The organism is Hymenobacter jeollabukensis (assembly GCF_005771675.1).
GTDB classification, from domain to species: Bacteria; Bacteroidota; Bacteroidia; order Cytophagales; family Hymenobacteraceae; genus Solirubrum; species Solirubrum jeollabukense.
Genome location: NZ_VAJM01000003.1, coordinates 152,139 through 171,587 on the forward strand (window position 1 = coordinate 152,139; position 19,449 = coordinate 171,587).

Here is a 19,449-nt window from a genome sequence, read left to right on the forward strand (position 1 = left end):
ATCAGCCGTTGACGACGGCTTCCCGCACTTCCTGGGTTTGGGAGCTAGATACCCCCGGCGCCGCGAGGCGCCGGGTTTTTAGTTTCAGGAAGGGCCGCTCCAGGTACTGGTAGCTCAGCCAGGCCAGGCCCGCGCTCAGCGGCAGGCTTACCAGCGCCAGTCCGATGACGGTGGGCAGCTGCGTGGGCAGGTGCAGCCGCGTGATGGCCTCGCTGACAACCATGATGACGATGGGGTGCAGGCAGTAGAAGCCGTAGGTGAACGTGCCCCAGTACGTGAGCCAGCGGCTGCGCCCGAGCTTGAACGGGGAGTGCGCAGCGTAATTCTGCTCCAGCACGATGAAGGCGAAAAACGCCGAACGCACCAGCCGTTCCACCGCCACGTTCAGCGGGTGCGAACCAAGGGCGTGCTGTCCGGCCATCAGCGCGAACAACGCGACGTAGACCGCGGGCACGGCCCAGCGCGGCCAGCGCCCCAGCCAGGCCCGGAAACCCGCGTAGCGGAAGCTGGCCCAGCCCGCCAGCCCGCCCACGGCCAGGTCGCCGGCCACCGAGAGCGTGTGCGCGAAGAGCCGGGCATCGTCGGTAGCGTGGGTGTAGCGAAACCAGAGCGAAACGCCAATAATCAGCAGAAAGGCGCCCGGCCGCCACCAGCGAAACAGCACCATCAGCAGCACGGGCCACACCAGGTAAAACTGCTCTTCGACGGAAACCGACCAGAGCACGGCCAGGTTGAAAGTGGCCGGAACCGCATTGGCGTGGCGAAATGCGTCGAGGTTGGCCAGGAACAGGGCGTACATGCCCGGGTCGGCCGTTTCGTGCCAGGGCTGCCCGGTCAGGTGCATGTACCAGGGCACCACCACGAAGCCAAAGGCCATGCAGGCGAAGTACAGCGGCCAGATGCGCAGCACGCGCCGCAGGTAAAAGCCCCGGATGCTGACCTGGCCCTGCTCGGCTTCTTCCTGCAGCAGCAGGTAGGTGATGAGGAAGCCCGACAGCACGAAAAACAGGCTCACGCCCTGCGCGCCCACGCTCAACAGCCTCAGCCCGTAGCGAAATACGGGGGCGTCGTGGGGCGTCCAGAGGTAGGCGTAGAGGTACAGCGTGTGGAACAAAAACACGCCCAGGCAGGCCACGGTACGCAAGCCGTCCAGATTTGGGAAATACGTTGCGCGGGTTTTCATAGCAGGTCTGTGAGTAATTAATATAGTCATTATTTGATGATAAATAGTAAAATATCGGTATAAGAATATAAAATCATATATGTTTAACGCGTTAGCCGCAGCGGCCAAAAAAAGCCACCGCCACGCACCCTGGAGGGTGGTAGCGGTGGCAAAAGCAAGAATCGGAAGGCGGCGCCCTGCGCGGCTACACGGAGCGGCTGAGCTTAGTGGTGCGAGAGGTTGCGGCGGTGCACGCCGCTGGTCCAGTACTGCCACATGCCGATGATGGGCAGGTAGGTTACGGTGTTGAACCAGCGCCGCCGCTCCCAGCGGCCGGGAAATTCACCGCTGCGGATGTGCCAGATGGTGAACAGCCAGGGCAATAGCCCGAGCAGGGTCAACCAGACCCAGGGAAGCGTGATAAGGTGCATAAGTGGGTGGAGGCAAGCGGTGAAGGGTGGTTAAGCAATATACAGAATTGCCACGGTGCAAAAAAGACGCAAGCGGCGAAATAAGGTTACGTCTGAACATTCGGGGCGGGGTGCGGTTTTTTTGCGAACGTTGCAGCCCGCACCGTTCCCCCCCGACCCCCATGCCCGTGCACTGTCTGCCCTACGCCGCTACCGGCGCGTTCAGCTCCTTCCTCACCGATTACCTTAATCAGGAGCCCCGGCTTCAGCCGTTTTACCACCGCTTCCCCACGCTGGCGGCCTTTCGGGAGCAGATCCAGGAAAAACAGGCCCAGTATCCCGCCGCCACCCGCGCCCGCCTGACGGCCGCCCTGCAGCGCCAATACGAAACCCTGCCCGAAGTGCATCCGGCCGTGCGGCAGAACCTGGCCCTGCTGGCCCAGGACACGACCTTCACCGTCACCACCGGCCACCAGCTCAACGTGCTGACCGGGCCGCTGTACTTCATCTACAAGATTGCCACCGTCATCAAGCTCTGCCGGCAGCTCAAGCAGGAGTACCCGCAGCACGACTTCGTGCCGGTGTATTGGCTGGCCTCGGAAGACCACGACTTCGCCGAAATCAATCACCTGCACCTGTTCGGCCGGAAGCTGGAGTGGCAGACCGAAGGCACCGGCGGCCCCGTGGGCCGGCTGAAGCTCGACGGGCTGGCCGAGCAGGTGCTCAGCCAGCTGCCCGCCGAAGTGCCCGCCGCCTTCCGCGAGGCCTACGAGCAGAGCGGCAGCCTGGCCGAGGCCATGCGCCGCCTCGTGCACACCCTGTTCGGCGAGTTTGGCCTGGTAAGCATCGAGCCCGACGACGCCGACCTGAAACCGGTGCTGGCCCCGGTGCTGGCCGAGGAGCTGCGCCGCCAGCCGGCTTACCAGGCCGTGCAGGCCGCCGACCAGGCCCTGGAAGCGGCCGGTTACAAGCCGCAGGTGTACTCGCGCCCGCTCAACCTCTTTTACCTGACCGACGGCGGGCAGCGCGAGCGGCTGGAGCTGGAAGACGGCCAGGTGGTGGTGCGCAATACCGATATCCGCTGGCCGGTGGACGAGGCCGTGCGCCACGCCGAGGAGCACCCCGAGCATTTCAGCCCCAACGTGGTGCTGCGCCCGCTCTACCAGGAGCTGCTGCTGCCCAACCTCTGCTACGTGGGCGGCGGGGCCGAAGTAAACTACTGGCTGCAGCTCAAGGGCGTGTTCGACCACTATCAGGTGCCCATGCCGCTGGTGCTGCTGCGCAATTCGGCCCTGTACGTGGGCCGCACCCACCTGGGCAAGCTGCGCAAGCTGGGCCTGACGACCGACGACTTGTTCCGCCCGCTGCCCGAGCTGAAAAAGCAGGTGGCTGCCGCCGTGGGGCAGGAGGACGTGAGCCTGGCCGAGCAGCAACGGCAGCTGGCCGAGGCCTTTGCCGCCGTGTCGGCCCTGGCCCAGCGCGTGGACCCGACGCTGGTGAAAACCGTAGCCGCCGAGCAGCAGAAGGTGACGGGCATCGTGGCCGGGCTGGAAAAGCGCCTGAGCAAGGCCGCCGAAACCAAGCACGAAACGGCCTACAACCAGCTCAGCGGGCTCAAGGAAAAGCTCTTCCCCGCCGGCGGCCTGCAGGAGCGCCACGACAACGTGCTCAGCATCCTCACCAACAACCCCGGCTTCATCGGGCAGCTCATCGACGCCTTCGACCCGCTGGCGCTGCAGTTCACCGTCATCGAGGAGGAATAGCGCCTATGCTGAAAGCCGAGCTGCGCCGCCTGATGCTGGCCCGCCGCCGCGCCCTGCCGGCCGAAGAGCTGGCGGCCCGCAGCGCCCAAGTGGCCGCGCAACTGTTCAGTGGCTTCGACGTGGCAGCTTGGCGCACGGTACACGTGTTTCTGCCCCTGCAGCGGCGGCAGGAGCTGGATACCTGGCCCATCATCCGACGGTTGTGGGCCGAGCAGCCCGGTACACGGGTGGTGGTGCCGCTGGTGGAGGCCGACGGCACCCTCACGCAACGCCTGCTGACGCCCGATACGCCGCTGGTCGAAAGCGCCTGGGGCATTCCGGAGCCGCTCGGGGCACCACAGATCAAGCCCGCCGAACTCGACGCGGTGCTGCTGCCGCTGCTGGCCTTCGACGAGCAGGGCCAGCGCGTGGGCTACGGCAAAGGATTCTACGACCGATTTCTGCTGGATTGCCCGCAGGCCCGGCGCATCGGGCTGAGCCTGGAGCCGCCGGGGCCACGCATCGAGGACGCGTGGCCCGGCGACGTGCCCCTGCACGCCTGCGTGACGCCCGAGCGGGTGTGGCACTTCGGGCCGACGGCGGGCGGGCAATAAGCGGGACGACGGGGCCGTTCAGCGGGTAGTTATTCACCTCCAACCCGCTATCCGTCATGGCCGAAATCCAAGCCGCCGCCCAGCCCCGCAGCACCAAGCCCCGCGCCAAAAAGCGCGCGTTTCGCCTCGACATGACGCCGATGGTGGACCTGGCCTTCCTGCTGCTGACCTTCTTCATGCTCACCACCACGTTCAGCAAGCCCAACGTGATGCAGCTGACCATGCCCACCAAAGGCCCCGAAACGGGCGTGCCCGCCCGCAACGCCCTGACCTTGCTGCTCGATAAAAATGGCCAGGTGCATTACTTCCTCGGCCTGAACGACGCTGCCGACCAGCCGAAGCTGCGCACCACCAACTTTGCAGCCGACGGCCTGCGCCGGGTGCTGCTGGAGCAGCGCCGTAGCAACCCGAACCTGCTGGTGCTCATCAAAACCACGCCCGAGGCCACCTACCGCGACATGGTCGACGCCCTCGACGAAATGACCATCACCGGCCAACACAAGTATGCTGTGGTCGACACTGCTCCGGCCGATCTGGCTTTGCTAAGCCGCTAGCAACAGGGCCGCCCGACGGCGCCCGGCTCCGAGTCGTTCGGGGTCGGGCGCCGTCGTTTAACGTGTGTACCGGCGGCCCAGCGCAATGCCAGCCAGCAAGGCAACGATTCCGAAAAGTACCTGCAGCACTCGGAGCACCGCCAACAGGCGCACCACGCTGCCATCAGCCGTCGTAGCAGTCGGAGCTACCATAGCCCCGCTCTGGTTTAACCAGAAGCTGTAGTTGGCAGCTGCTGCCACAGCGTTACTGGCGTCACCGAGCAGGTAAATCAGCAGCAGCGCCAACACGCCCGACGCTACTGCTACCGCCCGCGAAGTGCGCCGCCGCAACAGCGCGTAACAGCCACCCGCTACCGGGGCCAGCAACAGGGCAATGGCCAGCAGAGCGTGCGGCGGCGCCAGCACGAAATACGTATTGTGCAGTTGGATATCGAGGGTTGACTGGCGGTGGAAGCCATTCAGTAATCCGTAAAGCAGCAGCGTGCCGGCCACCCAGCCGGCCATAAGTAGCGACAAACGAAATAGGCGCGGCGGCATCTTACTTAGGGCCGACTGCGGGCAGCTTTTCGATGCCCGTGATGCGCGACTGACCCCAGGGCGCGATGCTCACGCGCACCAGCAGGGGCTGGCGCTGCAGGCCCAGGCCGGTGTTTTCGGGCACGTAGTAGCGCTCCAGGCCGTAGCGCAGCTGCAGGCCCTGCCGCCACACGTTGCCGACCCAACCGCGCAGCACCACGTGGTCGGCGGGCAGGGTGGCGGGGGCGGCGGGGTATACGGCCACGGCGGTGTAGTAACCGGCGGCGGTGGGCTGTAGCTGCACGTACACCGGCCGGCGCCGCCGGGGCTCGTCCTCGCCGCGCCACAGGCGCCGCGGCACCTGGCTGATGTCGTAGTTCAGGCTCACGTAGTCGCCGCGGAGCAGGTCGCGCGGGTCGATGGGGGAGGTGCGCAGGGCCACGGTGCGCCCGTAGTGGCTGACGGCGTAGCCCGCCACGGCCACCAGCAGCACGAACAGCACCTGCGCGGCCACCACCAGCTGCACCCGGCGGCGCCGCTGCTCGGGCGCGGACGAAAAAAGCGGGGACGTGAGCATCAGGGCTGGGGCGTGGGCGGTTGGTCGGTGGTCGGCAGGGTGCGGGCCTGGCGGCGCAGGTACCAGCTCAGGCCGAGCAGCAAGAGCCCGCCGAGCAGGAAAAACAACGACTTGTTCAGGAAGTCCCAGGTCAGCTTGAAGTACGCCACCATCGTGGTGAGCACGAAAAGCACGGTGCCGAGGTTGACGCGCTCGGGCGCCTGCTCGCGGAAGCCGCGGTAGAGCACCGAGCCGGAGTAGGCGTAGAGCACTACCAGCGCGGCCACGGCCAGCGGCAGCCCGCCGGGAAAGTAGTAGCCGGGCAGCAGCAGCAGCCAGTCGGCGGTGCTGCCGAGGCGGCCCCGGGCCCGCTTGCCCGCCACCGAAATCAGCAGCACCAGCAGCAAGGCCCCCAGGAAGCCCACCAGCTGCGGCCGCAGCCGGTCGGTGTAGCTGCCCGCCTCGCCGAACATGGCCAGCCCGAGCATGAACAGAAACGCGGCCGCCAGCGGCGGAGCCTGCCAAGAGCGGGCCGCCGGCCGGTCCGGCTGCCAGTCGCCCACGGCGTAGACCAGCATGGCTGGCACAAAAAACCAGGTGATTTTGACGTGCAGATGCTCAATCAGCAGGGCCGACTGCCACAAGAGCCCGGTGGCCAGCACGGCCCCGCAGAAGCCGTCGGGGCGGCGCCACCAGTAGTAGCCCAGCCCGCCGGCCGTCAGCAGGGCGGTGGCGTAGCTGTAGGTGCTCAGGCTGCCCACGCTGTAGCCCTGGGCCATGGCCCCGATGAACACGGTAAGCAGGAGCAGCGTGCGGCTCTGGTACACGTAAGTCAGGGCCACGCCGGCCACCACCCAGGCCAGCAGTCCAGTCACGTCGTAGCCGACGAGCTGGTAAAGCTGGCTGGTGAGCACAATGCTGGCCCCGAACAGCAGCAGCCCCAGGCTGGCCAGGCCCACGCCCAGCCCGCGGTGCCCGCGCGCCAGGAAATACTCGCTGCCGGCGTAGGCGCCCACCAGCGCGCCGATGAGCAAGCCCAGCCGCAGAATTTCGGGCAGGCCCTGCCAGTTGGCCGCCACCACGCTCAGCGCGCTCAGGCCCACCAGCACCGAGCCCAGAATGGGCAGCAGCCCAATGGCGCGGGGCTGCTCGGGGTACAGCGCCCGCAGCTGCTGCAGCTGCTCGGGGCTGATGATGCCGCGCTCCACCCAGCCGGGCCCTTCGGTATCGAGGAAGTGTTGACTCATAATGCGGCTTCAACTTACGCGGAACCGCGCAAACAGACCGGGAGGATTGCTATTCTTCGACGTGCCCGCGGCCGTTAGCCCACGCTTTTCGTGCCCGGCGACGCTGGTCGGAGCGCCGGTTGTGGTCGAGCCAGGGGCTGCGCCGGTCGGTGGAAAAGCACACCGCATCTTCCATGATGGGTGAGCCCGGGCGAATCATCAGGCCGTTGAGCGGGCAGGTATCGTAGCCGCAACTGTGCTTGGAGTACATGCCGAAGTTGCGGTGCCGGAGACGCTTATCGGCCAGCAGGCGCTGCTGGGCCTGGCTGATTTGCTCCCAGAACGTCCGTTCGTCGGCCACGGTCAGCTCCTGGCCCAGGGTGCGGAGGCGGAAATACGTGTGCGGGTCCTTCAGCTGCAGGAACTCGTAGAACTTCGGGAATGCCTCGATGGCCGCGTCCCGCAGGCGCTGGCGCTGCGTCGGTTCCAGCTTGTCGTTTTCGAGCAGGCTGCGGAACAGGCCCAGCGAGTTGAAATCGGTGTAGCGCCGATAATTGGCCAGCAGGTGCCGGTATTCGGCCTCGGTGAGCTGGTTGAGGCGACGGTTGAGTTTCATGGCAAACGAAAGCGGCCGGTGCCGGGCTGCAAAAGTGCCCGGCACCGGCCGTCAGAAAAGGTAATCAAGTCAGCGGGCGGCGGGCTGCAGCTCGGCTACCAGCTGCTCGGCCACCCACTGGTCCAGGTTGCGGTACCAGTCGAGGTGGGGCGACCAGCCGGCGCAGCTCAGGCACTGCGTGTCGTGCCAGCGGTGCAGGCAGCGCGGGCAGGTGCCGCCGGTGTCGAAGGTGTTCCAGGAATGGCCGCAGGTGCATTGCCAGCGCGACCCGGCTTCGAGGTGCCAGTCGCATTTGGGGCAGGCTATTTCTACTTCCATCGCGCGTTACCGAAGTTTCGACTGGGCCTTAGCGTTTCCAGGCCCGGGTCATTTCGCGCTTGCCAGCCGGGCCGGGCAGGCTTTCCACCTGCCAGCCGGCGGCTTTCAGGCTGCGCTTAAAGGAGCCCTTGGCGCAGTAGCTCACCAGGCAGCCGCCGGGGGCGGCGGCGGCGTAGAGCTGTTGAAACACCTCGTCGGTCCACATATCGGGCTGCTTTTCGGGTGCGAAGGCGTCGAAATAGATAACCTGGTAGGTGTCTTCGGCCAGGGGCAAATCCTGCAGGGCGCCTTCCAGCTTGAGCAGGGCAAACTGCGCGGTCAGGGCCTCGGGGGTTTCCCAGCTGGCTTCGTGCAGCAGCTCGTAGCACTCCAGCAGCTCGGGGTTGAGGATGTAGCGCTCGGCGCCAAGCTTGCGGATAACCGCCGCCGACAGCGGGTGCTTCTCGATGGTGTCGTAAAAAATGGGGGCCTTGGCGGTGAGGCTGCGCTGCAGGGTCAGCAGCGCGTTCAGCCCGGTGCCGAAGCCTACTTCCAGCACCCACACTGGCGCCGGGCCGGTGGCCGTGGCCAGCACCGGTTCCAGCCCGGCCTGTAGGTACACGTGCAGCGCCTCCTGCACGGCACCGTGCGTGGAGTGGTAATGCTCGTCGAGCGCGGGTACGTACAGCGTATTGGAGCCGTCGGCCGTGGGGCGTACTTCTACAATCATTGGGAGAACGGTGAAGAAGAGGGGGAACAGAGGGGAGAATGAACCGGTGGGGAGCCGGGCGGCGGGGTAAGATACGGGCAAAACGTTCGTTCACCAATTTGGCATGCCGATATTTGCCTGCCCCGAAAAACTTGTCTCTCAACGCGCTGCCCCGCCCGACGGTGCGGCCTTAATCGTAGCCGCCGCCCGGTAAGTTTCACCGCCGGCCCGCTTTTCTTGCCGGTTCATGGCCCGAATCAAACTTGTCCTGCCCCAATCCTTTTCCGTGACGGTGGAGCTGCCCGTGCGCATCACCGACCTGAACTACGGCAACCACCTCGGCAACGACGCCCTGGTGAGCCTGCTGCACGAGGCCCGGGTGCAGTTTCTGCGCCACATGCAGCTGGCGGAGCTGGACCCGGCCACCGGCCAGGGCCTAATCATAGCCGACTTGGCTGTGGAGTACCGGGGCGAGGGTTTCTACGGCGACGTGCTGCGCGTGCAGATGGCCGCCACCGAGCTGCACAAGTACGGCTTCGACGTGGTGTACCAGGTGCAGACCACCGCCGGCCGCGACATTGCCCGCGCCAAAACCGGTATGCTCTGCTTCGACTATACCACCCGCAAGCTTCGCAGCCTGCCCGCCGACCTGGCCGCCCGGCTGACGGGGCAGGAGCAGTAAAGCGGCAAATCAGAACGTCATGTCGAGCGAAGTCGAGACATCTCGCCGGATAGTAATTTCCTCGTTGAAAAGGAGTCACTACCTGCCATCAGCACGCGAGATGTCTCGACTTCGCTCGACATGACGTTCTGAGTCAATGCATTCATGCAGCACAATGACCACCCGCACCGGGAACCTAAGCGGCGGCTAGTTTGTACCTTTGTGCCATGATTACGCTGCCCATCGTCACCCGACGCGACATCCGCAAACTCTCGCTCGACGAGCTGAAAGCTTTCTTCGTTGAGCACGGCGAAAAGCCCTTCCGCGCCAAACAGGTGATGGAGTGGCTCTGGCGCAACGTTGCCACCTCGTTCAGTGAGATGAACAACATCTCGCTGAGCACCCGCGAGCTGCTCGAAGCGCACTTCGCCATCAACGCGGTGCAGATTCATACCCAGCAGCAAAGCTCGGACGGCACCATCAAGTACGCCTTCCGCCTGCACGACGGCCACCTCGTCGAGGGCGTGCTCATTCCGAAGGATGAGCGCATGACGGCCTGCATTTCCTCGCAGGTGGGCTGTTCGCTGACGTGTAAGTTCTGCGCCACCGGTTACATGGAGCGCAAGCGCAACCTCGACACGGCCGAAATCTTCGACCAGGTCGCCATTATCGCCCGGCAGGCCCAGGAGCACTTCGGCACCCCGCTCACCAACATCGTGTATATGGGTATGGGCGAGCCGCTGCTCAACTACGCCAACGTGCTCAAGAGCGTGGAGCGCATCACCGACAATAAGGACGGCCTGGGCATGGCCGCCCGTCGCCTTACCGTGAGCACCGCCGGCATCTCCAAGATGATCAAGAAGCTGGCCGACGACGGCTTCAAGGCCAACCTGGCGCTGAGCCTGCACGCGCCCACCGACGAGAAGCGCAACACCATCATGCCCATCAACGAGTCGAACGCGCTGCCGGTGCTGAAGGAGGCCCTGCAGCACTACCACCAGGTGACGGGCCGCATGGTGACCTACGAGTACATCGTGTTCGACAACTTCAACGACTCGATTCAGGACGCCAAGGACCTGCTGGAAATTACCAAGTGGATTCCCTGCAAGGTCAACCTGATCGAGTACAACCCCATCGCGCCGGCCGCTTTCCTCAATGCCCAGGAAGACCGCCTCGTCCCCTTCATGAAGTACCTGGCCGACCGCGGCGTGCAGGTGAACGTGCGCCGCTCGCGCGGCAAGGACATCGACGCGGCCTGTGGGCAGCTGGCCACCAAGGAAGGCCAGCCCCAGCCGGCGTAACGGTATTCCTCAAACGCCAAACGGCCCGCCAAGCACATGCTGCTCGGCGGGCCGTTTGGCGTTTGGAAGAGGTTGTCTACCTGGTCAGGGCTGAATGGTGAAGGCCGCCGTCTGCGTGGGGCACTGCTTGGCCATCAGGCCGCCCACTTTCGCACCCATGGCGGTAATACGCGGCATGTCCTGAAGAAAAGTCGGGCCGTACTGCTGGGTTAGCTCGGTGGCGTGGGCTTTGATCTGCCGCTCCATCGTTTTCTGCACCATGGCCATGCGGTCGGCCTTGGGCATTTTGAGCAGCGGTTTCTTGGCGTCCTGGGCGGTGAGGTCGGTGCAGATATCAGTGGCCAGCTTGGTAAGCAGCGGGCGTTCGGCTTCGCTCACCGTGATGTCGGGTGCTTGGGCCGTGGCCGGGTCGGTGCCGGCCAGGCGGGCAAACAGCGTCATGGCCACGGGGCAGTCGGCAGCGAGCTGGCTGGCCACGCGCTGGCCCATGGCCTGCATGGCCGACTGCGCATCGGCGCCACTGGCCTTCATGAGTTGCTCAATCTCCTGCGGGTGATTCATGGCCACCTGCGTCATCGATTGCTGCAGGGTGCTCATGGCTTCTTCCTTGCTGAGCTGAGCGAAGGGCTTGGCCGCGTTCAGCTTATCGAAATCCTGGCAGATTTCGGCCGTGAGCTGGCTTTCCAATGGAGTCGTGGACGGGGCGGCGGGCTTGGTTTGGGCCAAGGTGGCCAAGGGCAGCAGCGCAGTGGCTAACGCGAGAAAATAACGGGGCATACCAAAGAGTGTAATTCTCAAAGGTAAGCCGGAAGAAAGCAAACGGGCGGCCCTACCGGATGCGCTCCAAGTGGAAAGTGCCGAGCGACGTAGCAGTGCCCCCCGGCGCCAGCGGGCCGGTGCCGATGGGCGTCACCGGTTGGGCGGGGGCGGTGGGCTGATCGGGCGAGTCGAAGGCGGGCCCGCTGTCGGTGCCGGCGTCGTAGGCACGGGCACCCACGCTCAGGCTCGGCTGCCACTGGCCCGCCGCGTCGAGCAGCGACGGGCTTTCCAGGGCCACAAACCAGTCGGGGCTAGGCGCAATCATGGTGACGGCCGTGACGAGCGGGTGCTGCGCATCGACGGTGATGGTGTCGACAAACCGGCCCGGGGAGCCGATGAAGGCCTGGCGGCTTTCAAACCAGCCACTCACCTGCTTGCTGAGCTGTAGCGTGGCTATTTCAGTGCGGAGCGCGGTGTTGTTGCCGCGCTCCGCCATATCCTTGATGCCCGTGCTGGCTAAGCCCCCCTGGCTGTATAAGGCCCGGTAAGCAACATCGCCGATACCGGTGCCACCGGAGCTGGCGTGGGCTACCCCAATCAGCCGCGAAAAATGCGCGCCGGCCGGGTAGGCCCCGGGGTGGGTGGCCGGGCTCCAGGTGGCTTCGAAGGTGACGCGGTAAGTGGCTGGGCTCGGCGCGGGCTGGACGTCTTTATCGGTGGTGCAGGCCGTAGCGGCCAGTAGAGCGGGGAGTAGCAAACGATTCATGGCAGACCGGAAAGTAGCAGGTAGCTAACGCAACGCTCTGCCGAAGCGGATTCGTGCCTTACCGCAATCATTCAGGTTCTTAAACGGGCGACTGGCCTAGCCGCGCCAGCGGCCCTCGGCGTGCGGGCGGCCGGTTTTCTGCTCTTCCAGGCTTTCCCCGGGCGGCACCTCGCGCACCTCGATGCGCACGGCGTGGGCCTTGGGCACCACGTGGGCGCCGTAGCAGTCGGCGTACTGCTGGGTCAGCTCGGCCCCGAAGAAGATGATGAGCGAGGAGTAGTAAATCCAGACCAGCAGCACGATGATGGAGCCCGCCGCCCCGAAGGCCGAGCCGGGGTTGGCGTTGCTGATGTAGAATGTGAGCAGGTACTTGCCGAGCACAAACAGCAAGGCCGTCACGAAGCCGCCCACCCACACGTCGCGCCAGCGGATGATGGCGTCGGGCAGGAAGCGGTAAATCAGGGCGAAGAGCACCGTGGTGATGCTGAACGACAGCACGAAATCGACCAGGCGGATGAGCACCACGGCCACGTCGGGCATGATGCGCTGCAGGTAATCGGTGAAAAAGCTGAGCGTGGCGCTGATGACAAAGGAAATGAGCAGCAGCAGAGCAATGCTCAGGATCAGGCCAAACGACAGCACCCGGTCGCGAATGAACTGCTTGAGCACGCCGGTGTTGCCGTCGGTTTTCACGCGCAGGTTCCAGATGCTGTTGAGGCTTTCCTGCAGGGTGACGAAAAACGTAGTGGCCGTAAAAATCAGCGTGCCGATGCCCAGCGCGGCCGAAATACCGCCCTGCCGCTGCTGGTTGAAGCTGTTGATGGAGTCCTGAATGGTCTTGGCCGCGTCGGGGCTCACCAGGCCATTGAGCTGGGCAAATACTTGTCCCTGAATGGCTTCCTGATCGAACAGGTAGCCGGCGGCGGTGATGACGATGAGCAACAGCGGCGGCAACGAGAGCACCGCGTTGTAGGACAGGGCCGCGGCCAGGCGCAGGGAGTTGTTTTCATTGAACTGCCCGAGCGTGGTGCTCAGCAACGAGGGCAGGGAAGAGAGGCGAAATGAGGAAGCCATAAGCAGCGGAGGCCGGAACGGGCAAAGGAGGATTCTGCCGTACTACGGCGCCCCGCGCCGGGCGTTGGCCTGCCGAGGGCCCAAGCTCAACGGTGCAGCGTCCAGCGCAGCGTGTCGAGCGGGGCTGCCTTGAGGGCCGTGCTCAGCTCCTCGTCGCTGCCGAACTGCAGTTGCCGCAGCCCCGCCGCCTCTACCGACACCTCGAATTCCGCCGCCGCGAAGGGCCAGGGCGTCACCTGCACCGACTCATCGGCGCGGCGGCGCACGTCGTAGCGGCGCCCGTCGGGGCCCTGGCTGATTTCGAGGGCGCGCTCCATGTCGGGCAGCTCGTGGCGGCACAGAATGAGGCTGAGCCGGTCGCACCACTGCAGCAGGGCGTAGGCGCGCTGGGCTTCGTCCTTTTTCAGCCGCAGCTCGCGCCGCCAACGCTGCTGGCACCGGCGCTGCTCGTCGAGAAAGGCGTCGGTTTCAGAATGTTGGCCGCGCAGCTCTTCGTACAGGAAGCTTAGGTGCATGCTGGTGAGCAGGCTGCGCCAGCGGCCCTGAAACCGCGCCTCGCGCATGACTTCGCGGGCCTGCTCGGGCGAGAAGTCCTTCATGGTGAAGTCGGCGGGGGCGCCGGCGGGCGTGAGGGCGTAGCGGCCGTCCCAGCGCCGCTGCCCGTCGTCGTGCTGGGCGGCGGCGGCCAGCAGGCCCACCCACCGGTCGAGAGGCAGAAACGCGGGCCACTGGTGCAGCAGTTGGGCCGCCAGCAGGGCGTGGGCCTGCTGGTAGATAATCTGCCAGCCCTCGGCGGTGTAGTTGACAATCATGGGGCGCGTCGCGGATAAAGCTGCTGTCGATACGCGCCAACCGCCGCGCCGGATACGCGGCATCTACTCCCTAGAAACAGTGGTGCCACGACTTGGGGAGTCGTGGCACCACGTTCAGTCTACTTCGCGGCGGCGGCCAGGGGGGCCAGGTACTGCGGCTCTTCCCGCAGGTGCTGCAGCATATCGGCCGTCATCTTGTTCAGGTCGAACTCGGGTTGCCAGCCCCAGTCTGCGCGGGCGCGGCTGTCGTCGATGCTCTTGGGCCAGCTGTCGGCAATCTGCTGGCGCGAGTCGGGCTGGTAGCTCACCTGAAAATCGGGCAGGTGCTGCTGAATGCTGCGGGTTATTTCGGCCGGCGAGAAGCTCATGGCGCCCAGGTTGTAGCTGGTGCGGATTTTCACTTGCTCGGCCGGGGCATGCATGATATCCAGCGTGGCCTTGAGCGCGTCGGGCATGTACATCATCGGCAGGTAGGTGTCTTCCTGCAGAAAGCACTGGTAGGCGAGGCCCTGTGCCGCGTGGTGGTAGATGTCGACGGCGTAGTCGGTGGTGCCGCCGCCGGGCAGGCTCTTGTAGCCGATCAGGCCGGGGTAGCGCAGGCTGCGCACGTCGAGGCCGTGGCGGCGGAAGTACCAGTCGAGCCATAGCTCGCCGGCCTGCTTGCTGATGCCGTACACCGTGCCGGGGTCCATGACGGTGTACTGCGGGGTGTTTTCGCGCGGGGTGTTCGGGCCGAATACGGCGATGCTGCTGGGCCAGTAGATGCGCGGCTTGTCGTACTCCAGGGCCGCGCCCAGCACGTTGAAGAGGCCGTCCATGTTCAGCTGCCAGCCAAACTCGGGGTTCTTTTCGGCGGTGGCCGAGAGCAGGGCGGCCAGGTGATACACCTGCTTGGGGCGGTATTTCTGCATCACTTCGCCGAGGCGGGCGCGGTCGAGCACGTCGAGCTGCTCGAAGGGGCCGGCTTCGGCCAGCTCCGGGTGCTTGGGCAGGCGCACGTCGGCCGCAATGACGTTCGAAGCGCCGTAGCGCTGGCGCAGTTCGTGGGTGAGTTCGAAACCCAGTTGTCCGCCGGCGCCAATTACCAGAATTGTGTCGCCTGTGCCGGTAGTGCTCATGGGGTGGGAGGGGGGAAGGAGTGGGGGAATGCCGATCAGGGGAAAGGTGTCTCGGGGCCGCGGCGGGCCGGCGGCAAAGATACCCGGTTTGGCGGGCGGCGGCACGCGGCCGGCCGGGCCGTGCAACGTTCGAGGCTAGTACGGTTATCTTTGGGCTATGATGCACAGTACTATACCAGTGACGATGATGCGCCGCGGGCTGGCCCTGCTCAGCGGCCTGCTACTGCTAGCCGGGGCGGCGCGGGCCCAGTCGGCGCACCCCTACCGCAACCTGGTGATGGAGGGCGGCGGCATCCGCGGCGTGGCCTACGGCGGCGCGCTGGAGGAGCTGGACAAGCAGGGCGTGCTGCGCGGCATCGAGCGGGTGGGCGGTACCTCGGCGGGCGCCATTCAGGCCGCGCTGCTGGCCGTGGGCTACACCCCGGCCGAAATCGTGCAGGAAGTCAACAACACCCCGATTCAGCGCTTCAACGACGGCCGCTGGTTTTTCTTCGGCGGCTCGCATCGCATGCGCAAGCAGTACGGCTGGTACCTCGGCGACGCCCTCACCAACAAAATAGCCGGGCTGGTGGCCCGCAAGACCGGCAAGCCCAACCTGACCCTAGGGGAATTGCACCAGCTGGCCCAGCAGCAGCCCGGCCACTTCCGCGACCTGTACACCACCGGCACCAACCTCACCCTGCAGCGCGTGCAGGTGTTCAGCTACGAAACCAACCCCCAGATGCGCGTGGCCGACGCGGTGCGCATCTCGATGAGCATTCCGCTGTACTTCCGCGCCGTGCTGCTCGACGCGCAGGGCAACGTCGTCCACGGCCGGCCCGAGAAAGGCCAGCCGGTGCAGGTGATGGTCGACGGCGGGATGCTGGCCAACTACCCCATCGACCTCTTCGACAAGCCGCGTTACCTGCCCGCCGGCGCCCCGGCCACGCCCGATGCCCGCGGCAACGTGTTCAACCCCCAGACCCTGGGCCTGCGCGTCGACCGGGCCGAGCAGATTGCCCTCGATACGCTGCCCACCGGCCGGCAGGCCCTGGCGCCCTACGAAATCAAGAACTTCGGCACCTACGTGGGGGCGCTCTACAACCTGACGGAGGAAAACCTGAACCCCGCCCGCCCCGAGGACTGGACGCGCACCGTGAGCATCAACACCGCCGGCTTCGCGCCCAAGATCAAGCGCATGTCGGAGGCCGAAAAGCAGCAGCTCATGGACAGCGGCCGCCTCGGCGTGCAGGCCTACCTGCAGCGGGCCCAGGCCAAGAAATAAGTCTGCCGCTTCCTACCCAAAGCCGGTGCCCCGGATGGCTCGTTGCCGTCCGGGGCACCGGCTTTTTACTGCTCTGCCGGGGCAGCGGTAGGGTACTGACGAACAACAAAACTTTCTTTATTTAGACTTTTTCTAATCAATCATATAAACTTTAGAACAAAATCAGGTAACGATTTTACTGGGCAAAGTTGCTGGTCTTTATTTGAATGTTCTTTGGAATGATTCCAAATAAAATCAGCTCATGAATACCCGCCGCCTGCTAGGAATAGCAACCATCGTTTCGGCTACTGCGCTGCCCGCCTGGGCCCAGCAAGCCACCTCCACCATTCGCGGCACCGTCCGCACCCAGGACGGCTCACCCGCCGAAGCCGTTTCCGTGGGCTTGAAGGGCCGCCCCCAGGGCGCCATCACCGACAGCAAGGGCCAGTTCGTCATCGACCGGGTGCGCGACGGGGAGTACAGCGTGGTGGTATCGGCGGTGGGGCTGCAGACGACGGAGAAGCCAGTGACGGTGAGCGGCGGGCAGCCGGTGACGGTGGACTTTGTGCTGGCCGAAAGCGCTCAGCGCCTGCGCGAGGTGACGGTGCAGGGCAACCGCATCAACAAGTTCGACCGCAAGCAGTCGGTGGACGTGAACAAGATGCCGCTCAGCAACCTGGAAAACCCGCAGGTATACGCCACCGTGGGCAAGGAGCTGCTGACTGAGCAGTTGGTGTTTTCGGTGGACGACGCGACGCGCAACGCGCCGGGCCTGCAGAAAATGTGGGACGCCACCGGCCGCGGCGGCGACGGCGGCGCCTTTTACGCCGCGCGGGGCTTTGTCACCCAGAGCCAGCTGCGCAACGGGGTAGCCGGCAACGTAACCGGCGACATCGACGCGGTGAACCTGGAGAAGCTGGAAGTCATCAAAGGTCCCTCGGCCACGCTGTTCGGCTCGTCGCTGACCTCGTACGGCGGCCTGATGAACCGCGTGACCAAGAAACCGCTCGATACCTTCGGCGGCGAAATCAATGTGGCGGCCGGTAGCTACGGCTTTCACCGCGTGTCGGCCGACGTGAACCTGGTGGACCAGAGCGCGCCTGCCGATGAGCCCAAAACCCTGGGCCTGCGCCTGAATACGGCTTACACCTACGAGGACAACTTCCAGAACAAGGGCTACACCGGCTTCAACAAGAACCTGGCCGTGGCCCCCAGCCTGCAGTGGCGCGCCACGGACCGGCTGACGGTAAACCTCGACGCGGAAATTTACCAAGGCCGGGGCACGGGCAAGCAGTTCATCTTCCTGTACTTTACGCCGGCTCAGTTGGGCTTCGATCGGGCCGACAAGTCGCCGTTCGATTACCGCCGGTCGTACCAGGGGCCGGGCCTGATTCAGGACTCGCGCAGCACCAACCTGTTCGGGCAGGTGCAGTACAAGATTTCGCCCAGCTTCACGGCCACGACCTACCTGACCAGCAGCCACAGCTACTCAAACGGCAACTCGGCGTACTTCTACCTGACGCCGTCGACCGCAGATTTCCGCCGCCGCCATCCCGAACTGCCCGCCGCCGACAACTACCTGGTGCGGGCCGACCAATCGACGGACAACAGCCAGAAGCAGCTGTGGGAGGCGCAACAGCTGTTCAACGGCGACTTCCGGGTGGGCAGCCTGCGCAACCGCGTGGTGCTGGGCCTGGATTTCCTGCGCACCCACTCGGACATCAACTTCGTGGGCGCCAACTTCGACACGGTGGCCCTGGCCTCGCCGCGGCCCGTGCTGGATCAGTTCAACGGCGCTACCATGAACGCCGTGTACGCCAGCGGCGGCGGTGGGCGCTACCTGGTCACCACCAAGTCGAACACGTACAGCGCCTTCGTATCGGACGTGCTGAACCTGACCGAGCAGCTGAGCGTGCTGGCCGCCCTGCGCGTAGACCACGTCAGCAACACGGGCGGGCTGTTTTACTCGCCCGTGGCCGCGTACAAGCAAACCACGTTTTCGCCTAAGTTCGGGGTGGTATATCAGCCGGTGAAAGACCGGGTGAGCGTGTTTGCCAACTACCAGAACAGCTTCAACAACCTGGGTCTCTACCTGGCCGCCGACGGCAGCCGCCCGCTGGCCCGGCCCGAGCGCGCCAACCAGTGGGAAGGCGGGGTGAAGCTAGACGCGGCCGGCGGCCGCCTCAGTGCCACGGTGAGCTACTACAACATCCGGGTGCAGGACCGGCTGCGGCTGCTGGGCTACTCGCCCGTCACGTTTGAAGCCATTAACGCCCAGGACGCCACCCAGCGCAGCCAGGGCCTGGAAGTCAACCTGGTGGCCAACCCGGTGCGCGGCTTGAACGTGATTGGCGGCTTCTCCTACAACGAGTCGAAGTTTGAGGACTCGCCCGAGGACGTAAACGGCCGCCGCCCCAACACCGCTTCCTCGCCCTACCTGGCCAACGCCTGGGTAAGCTACCGCCAGCCCGAGGGCGCGCTGCGCGGCCTGGGCGCGGGCGTCGGCGGCAACTACGTCAGCGAAAACCGCGTGCAGAACGCGAACAACAACGTGTTTAAGCTGCCCAGCTACACGATCTTCAACGCCAGCATCTTCTACGACCAGCCCAAGTACCGCCTGTCGGCCAAGGTGGATAACCTGACCGACCAGCAGTACTGGACCGGCTACACGACCATGAACCCGCAGAAGCTGCGCAGCATTGTCGGCAGCGTGGCCTACAAATTCTAAGTCGGCGCCGTCCGATAAAGTCCGCGCCGGCCCGTTGGGGTCGGGGCGGACTTTCGCGTTTCCCATTTCTCCGTTAGTTCCCGATGACTACCCTGCCCGTTCCCCGTTTCGAAACCGGCCCGGCCATGCTGCTGGGCGGACTGCGCGGCGTGCATCACTTTGCCACCGCCGAGGCTACCGTGCCGGCCCAGTGGGCCCGGTTCCGGGCCCTGAAGCCGCTGCCGGGCCTGCTGAACCCGGGCACTGTCTACGGCATTCTGTGCCGGCCCGACCCGGGCAAGCGGATGTTCGAGTACCTGTGCGCCTGCGAAGTGGCCGACCTGGCGGCCCTACCCGCCGGCCTGGGCCGCCTGCGGGTGCCGGCAGCCCGCTACGCCGTATTCCGCCACACCGACTCGCTGCAGACGCTGGCGGCTACTTGGTGGGCCATCTGGCAGCAGTGGTACCCGACCTCGGGCCTGCACTGGGCCCCCACGCCCGATATCGAGCGGTACGGCCCCGAGTTCGACCCGGCCACCGGTCAGGGGGGCGTAGAAATCTGGTTTCCCATCCTGGCGGGCGCCGAGGCGCCGGCCCTTAGCTAAG

General features: G+C 65.3%; 21 protein-coding genes. 8 read left to right on the forward strand and 13 right to left on the reverse strand.

The window, feature by feature from the left end; translation table 11 throughout:
* Window position 1 precedes the first annotated feature (1 nt).
* Together FDY95_RS08065 and FDY95_RS08070 are read right to left on the reverse strand one after the other, a co-directional pair.
* A complete protein-coding gene (locus FDY95_RS08065; RefSeq protein WP_171025588.1) occupies window positions 2–1,183 on the reverse strand; it encodes an acyltransferase family protein in 1,182 nt (393 codons plus the stop codon).
* A gap of 203 nt (window positions 1,184–1,386) precedes the next feature.
* Window positions 1,387–1,593, reverse strand: coding sequence for a hypothetical protein (locus FDY95_RS08070; RefSeq protein ID WP_138076487.1), 207 nt, complete (start codon window positions 1,591–1,593; stop codon window positions 1,387–1,389).
* Between the two features lie 161 nt (window positions 1,594–1,754).
* Between FDY95_RS08070 and bshC the strand changes: the two genes are divergently transcribed.
* From bshC to FDY95_RS08085, 3 genes are read left to right on the forward strand one after another with little or no spacing between them, the layout of a single operon-like run.
* A complete protein-coding gene (bshC, locus tag FDY95_RS08075) occupies window positions 1,755–3,335 on the forward strand; it encodes a bacillithiol biosynthesis cysteine-adding enzyme BshC (protein ID WP_138076488.1) in 1,581 nt (526 codons plus the stop codon).
* A 5-nt stretch (window positions 3,336–3,340) separates the two neighbouring features.
* Window positions 3,341–3,928, forward strand: coding sequence for a 5-formyltetrahydrofolate cyclo-ligase (locus FDY95_RS08080; protein ID WP_138076490.1), 588 nt, complete (start codon window positions 3,341–3,343; stop codon window positions 3,926–3,928).
* Between the two features lie 56 nt (window positions 3,929–3,984).
* Window positions 3,985–4,482 (forward strand): ExbD/TolR family protein, encoded by a 498-nt coding sequence (locus tag FDY95_RS08085; RefSeq protein ID WP_138076492.1) that lies wholly within the window; start codon window positions 3,985–3,987, stop codon window positions 4,480–4,482.
* Window positions 4,483–4,539: 57 nt separating this feature from the next.
* Here FDY95_RS08085 and FDY95_RS08090 read toward each other — a convergent pair whose 3' ends face one another.
* From FDY95_RS08090 to mnmD, 6 genes are all read right to left on the reverse strand, one after another.
* A complete protein-coding gene (locus FDY95_RS08090) occupies window positions 4,540–4,986 on the reverse strand; it encodes a hypothetical protein (protein ID WP_138076494.1) in 447 nt (148 codons plus the stop codon).
* A gap of 34 nt (window positions 4,987–5,020) precedes the next feature.
* The gene (locus FDY95_RS08095; protein WP_138076497.1) at window positions 5,021–5,575 is read right to left on the reverse strand and encodes a GDYXXLXY domain-containing protein; all 555 of its coding nucleotides are present in this window, start codon (window positions 5,573–5,575) and stop codon (window positions 5,021–5,023) included.
* Window positions 5,575–6,801, reverse strand: a complete 1,227-nt coding sequence (locus tag FDY95_RS08100; RefSeq protein WP_138076500.1) for a DUF2157 domain-containing protein — start codon at window positions 6,799–6,801, stop codon at window positions 5,575–5,577. The genes FDY95_RS08095 and FDY95_RS08100 overlap by 1 nt, the downstream gene beginning before the upstream one ends.
* 49 nt (window positions 6,802–6,850) lie before the next feature.
* Window positions 6,851–7,396 (reverse strand): hypothetical protein, encoded by a 546-nt coding sequence (locus FDY95_RS08105; RefSeq protein WP_138076503.1) that lies wholly within the window; start codon window positions 7,394–7,396, stop codon window positions 6,851–6,853.
* Window positions 7,397–7,465: 69 nt separating this feature from the next.
* On the reverse strand, window positions 7,466–7,714 hold the full coding sequence (locus tag FDY95_RS08110) for a hypothetical protein (RefSeq protein ID WP_138076506.1): 249 nt from the start codon (window positions 7,712–7,714) through the stop codon (window positions 7,466–7,468).
* 28 nt (window positions 7,715–7,742) lie between these two features.
* Window positions 7,743–8,423 carry a tRNA (5-methylaminomethyl-2-thiouridine)(34)-methyltransferase MnmD gene (gene mnmD / locus FDY95_RS08115; RefSeq protein WP_138076509.1) on the reverse strand — a complete coding sequence of 227 codons (681 nt, stop codon included), beginning with the start codon at window positions 8,421–8,423 and terminating at the stop codon, window positions 7,743–7,745.
* Between the two features lie 226 nt (window positions 8,424–8,649).
* Here mnmD and FDY95_RS08120 point away from each other — a divergent pair, with 226 nt between their 5' ends.
* The gene (locus tag FDY95_RS08120; protein ID WP_138076512.1) at window positions 8,650–9,084 is read left to right on the forward strand and encodes a thioesterase family protein; all 435 of its coding nucleotides are present in this window, start codon (window positions 8,650–8,652) and stop codon (window positions 9,082–9,084) included.
* 206 nt (window positions 9,085–9,290) lie between these two features.
* Window positions 9,291–10,364 (forward strand): 23S rRNA (adenine(2503)-C(2))-methyltransferase RlmN, encoded by a 1,074-nt coding sequence (gene rlmN / locus FDY95_RS08125; protein WP_138076514.1) that lies wholly within the window; start codon window positions 9,291–9,293, stop codon window positions 10,362–10,364.
* A gap of 84 nt (window positions 10,365–10,448) precedes the next feature.
* On the opposite strand, the gene FDY95_RS08130 is transcribed toward rlmN, so the two are convergent.
* The 5 genes from FDY95_RS08130 to FDY95_RS08150 all read right to left on the reverse strand — a co-directional run bounded on the left by FDY95_RS08130 (window position 10,449) and on the right by FDY95_RS08150 (window position 14,893).
* On the reverse strand, window positions 10,449–11,141 hold the full coding sequence (locus FDY95_RS08130) for a hypothetical protein (RefSeq protein ID WP_138076517.1): 693 nt from the start codon (window positions 11,139–11,141) through the stop codon (window positions 10,449–10,451).
* A gap of 52 nt (window positions 11,142–11,193) precedes the next feature.
* A complete protein-coding gene (locus FDY95_RS08135; protein ID WP_138076520.1) occupies window positions 11,194–11,889 on the reverse strand; it encodes a spondin domain-containing protein in 696 nt (231 codons plus the stop codon).
* A 96-nt stretch (window positions 11,890–11,985) separates the two neighbouring features.
* The gene (locus FDY95_RS08140) at window positions 11,986–12,963 is read right to left on the reverse strand and encodes a YihY/virulence factor BrkB family protein (protein ID WP_138076523.1); all 978 of its coding nucleotides are present in this window, start codon (window positions 12,961–12,963) and stop codon (window positions 11,986–11,988) included.
* Window positions 12,964–13,049: 86 nt separating this feature from the next.
* The gene (locus FDY95_RS08145) at window positions 13,050–13,775 is read right to left on the reverse strand and encodes a DUF3891 family protein (RefSeq protein ID WP_138076526.1); all 726 of its coding nucleotides are present in this window, start codon (window positions 13,773–13,775) and stop codon (window positions 13,050–13,052) included.
* Between the two features lie 119 nt (window positions 13,776–13,894).
* Window positions 13,895–14,893 (reverse strand): NAD-dependent epimerase/dehydratase family protein, encoded by a 999-nt coding sequence (locus tag FDY95_RS08150; RefSeq protein ID WP_138076529.1) that lies wholly within the window; start codon window positions 14,891–14,893, stop codon window positions 13,895–13,897.
* 157 nt (window positions 14,894–15,050) lie between these two features.
* Between FDY95_RS08150 and FDY95_RS08155 the strand changes: the two genes are divergently transcribed.
* From FDY95_RS08155 to FDY95_RS08165, 3 genes are all read left to right on the forward strand, one after another.
* Window positions 15,051–16,157 carry a patatin-like phospholipase family protein gene (locus tag FDY95_RS08155; protein ID WP_138076532.1) on the forward strand — a complete coding sequence of 369 codons (1,107 nt, stop codon included), beginning with the start codon at window positions 15,051–15,053 and terminating at the stop codon, window positions 16,155–16,157.
* A 241-nt stretch (window positions 16,158–16,398) separates the two neighbouring features.
* Entirely contained in the window at window positions 16,399–18,864 is a 2,466-nt protein-coding gene (locus FDY95_RS08160; protein WP_138076535.1) for a TonB-dependent receptor, read from the forward strand.
* A gap of 83 nt (window positions 18,865–18,947) precedes the next feature.
* The gene (locus FDY95_RS08165; protein WP_138076538.1) at window positions 18,948–19,448 is read left to right on the forward strand and encodes a GyrI-like domain-containing protein; all 501 of its coding nucleotides are present in this window, start codon (window positions 18,948–18,950) and stop codon (window positions 19,446–19,448) included.
* Window position 19,449 lies beyond the last annotated feature (1 nt).

Excerpts from the sequence above, each read along its gene's own strand:
- FDY95_RS08095 (WP_138076497.1), bottom strand. The coding sequence starts at position 5,575 with ATGCTCACGTCCCCGCTTTTTTCGTCCGCGCCCGAGCAGCGGCGCCGC.
- FDY95_RS08155 (WP_138076532.1), top strand. The coding sequence starts at position 15,051 with ATGATGCACAGTACTATACCAGTGACGATGATGCGCCGCGGGCTGGCC.
- FDY95_RS08065 (WP_171025588.1), bottom strand. The coding sequence starts at position 1,183 with ATGAAAACCCGCGCAACGTATTTCCCAAATCTGGACGGCTTGCGTACC.
- FDY95_RS08135 (WP_138076520.1), bottom strand. The coding sequence starts at position 11,889 with ATGAATCGTTTGCTACTCCCCGCTCTACTGGCCGCTACGGCCTGCACC.
- FDY95_RS08165 (WP_138076538.1), top strand. The coding sequence starts at position 18,948 with ATGACTACCCTGCCCGTTCCCCGTTTCGAAACCGGCCCGGCCATGCTG.
- FDY95_RS08100 (WP_138076500.1), bottom strand. The coding sequence starts at position 6,801 with ATGAGTCAACACTTCCTCGATACCGAAGGGCCCGGCTGGGTGGAGCGC.
- FDY95_RS08070 (WP_138076487.1), bottom strand. The coding sequence starts at position 1,593 with ATGCACCTTATCACGCTTCCCTGGGTCTGGTTGACCCTGCTCGGGCTA.
- FDY95_RS08105 (WP_138076503.1), bottom strand. The coding sequence starts at position 7,396 with ATGAAACTCAACCGTCGCCTCAACCAGCTCACCGAGGCCGAATACCGG.
- FDY95_RS08085 (WP_138076492.1), top strand. The coding sequence starts at position 3,985 with ATGGCCGAAATCCAAGCCGCCGCCCAGCCCCGCAGCACCAAGCCCCGC.
- mnmD (WP_138076509.1), bottom strand. The coding sequence starts at position 8,423 with ATGATTGTAGAAGTACGCCCCACGGCCGACGGCTCCAATACGCTGTAC.
- bshC (WP_138076488.1), top strand. The coding sequence starts at position 1,755 with ATGCCCGTGCACTGTCTGCCCTACGCCGCTACCGGCGCGTTCAGCTCC.
- FDY95_RS08080 (WP_138076490.1), top strand. The coding sequence starts at position 3,341 with ATGCTGAAAGCCGAGCTGCGCCGCCTGATGCTGGCCCGCCGCCGCGCC.
- rlmN (WP_138076514.1), top strand. The coding sequence starts at position 9,291 with ATGATTACGCTGCCCATCGTCACCCGACGCGACATCCGCAAACTCTCG.
- FDY95_RS08150 (WP_138076529.1), bottom strand. The coding sequence starts at position 14,893 with ATGAGCACTACCGGCACAGGCGACACAATTCTGGTAATTGGCGCCGGC.
- FDY95_RS08160 (WP_138076535.1), top strand. The coding sequence starts at position 16,399 with ATGAATACCCGCCGCCTGCTAGGAATAGCAACCATCGTTTCGGCTACT.
- FDY95_RS08140 (WP_138076523.1), bottom strand. The coding sequence starts at position 12,963 with ATGGCTTCCTCATTTCGCCTCTCTTCCCTGCCCTCGTTGCTGAGCACC.
- FDY95_RS08130 (WP_138076517.1), bottom strand. The coding sequence starts at position 11,141 with ATGCCCCGTTATTTTCTCGCGTTAGCCACTGCGCTGCTGCCCTTGGCC.
- FDY95_RS08145 (WP_138076526.1), bottom strand. The coding sequence starts at position 13,775 with ATGATTGTCAACTACACCGCCGAGGGCTGGCAGATTATCTACCAGCAG.
- FDY95_RS08110 (WP_138076506.1), bottom strand. The coding sequence starts at position 7,714 with ATGGAAGTAGAAATAGCCTGCCCCAAATGCGACTGGCACCTCGAAGCC.
- FDY95_RS08090 (WP_138076494.1), bottom strand. The coding sequence starts at position 4,986 with ATGGCCGGCTGGGTGGCCGGCACGCTGCTGCTTTACGGATTACTGAAT.
- FDY95_RS08120 (WP_138076512.1), top strand. The coding sequence starts at position 8,650 with ATGGCCCGAATCAAACTTGTCCTGCCCCAATCCTTTTCCGTGACGGTG.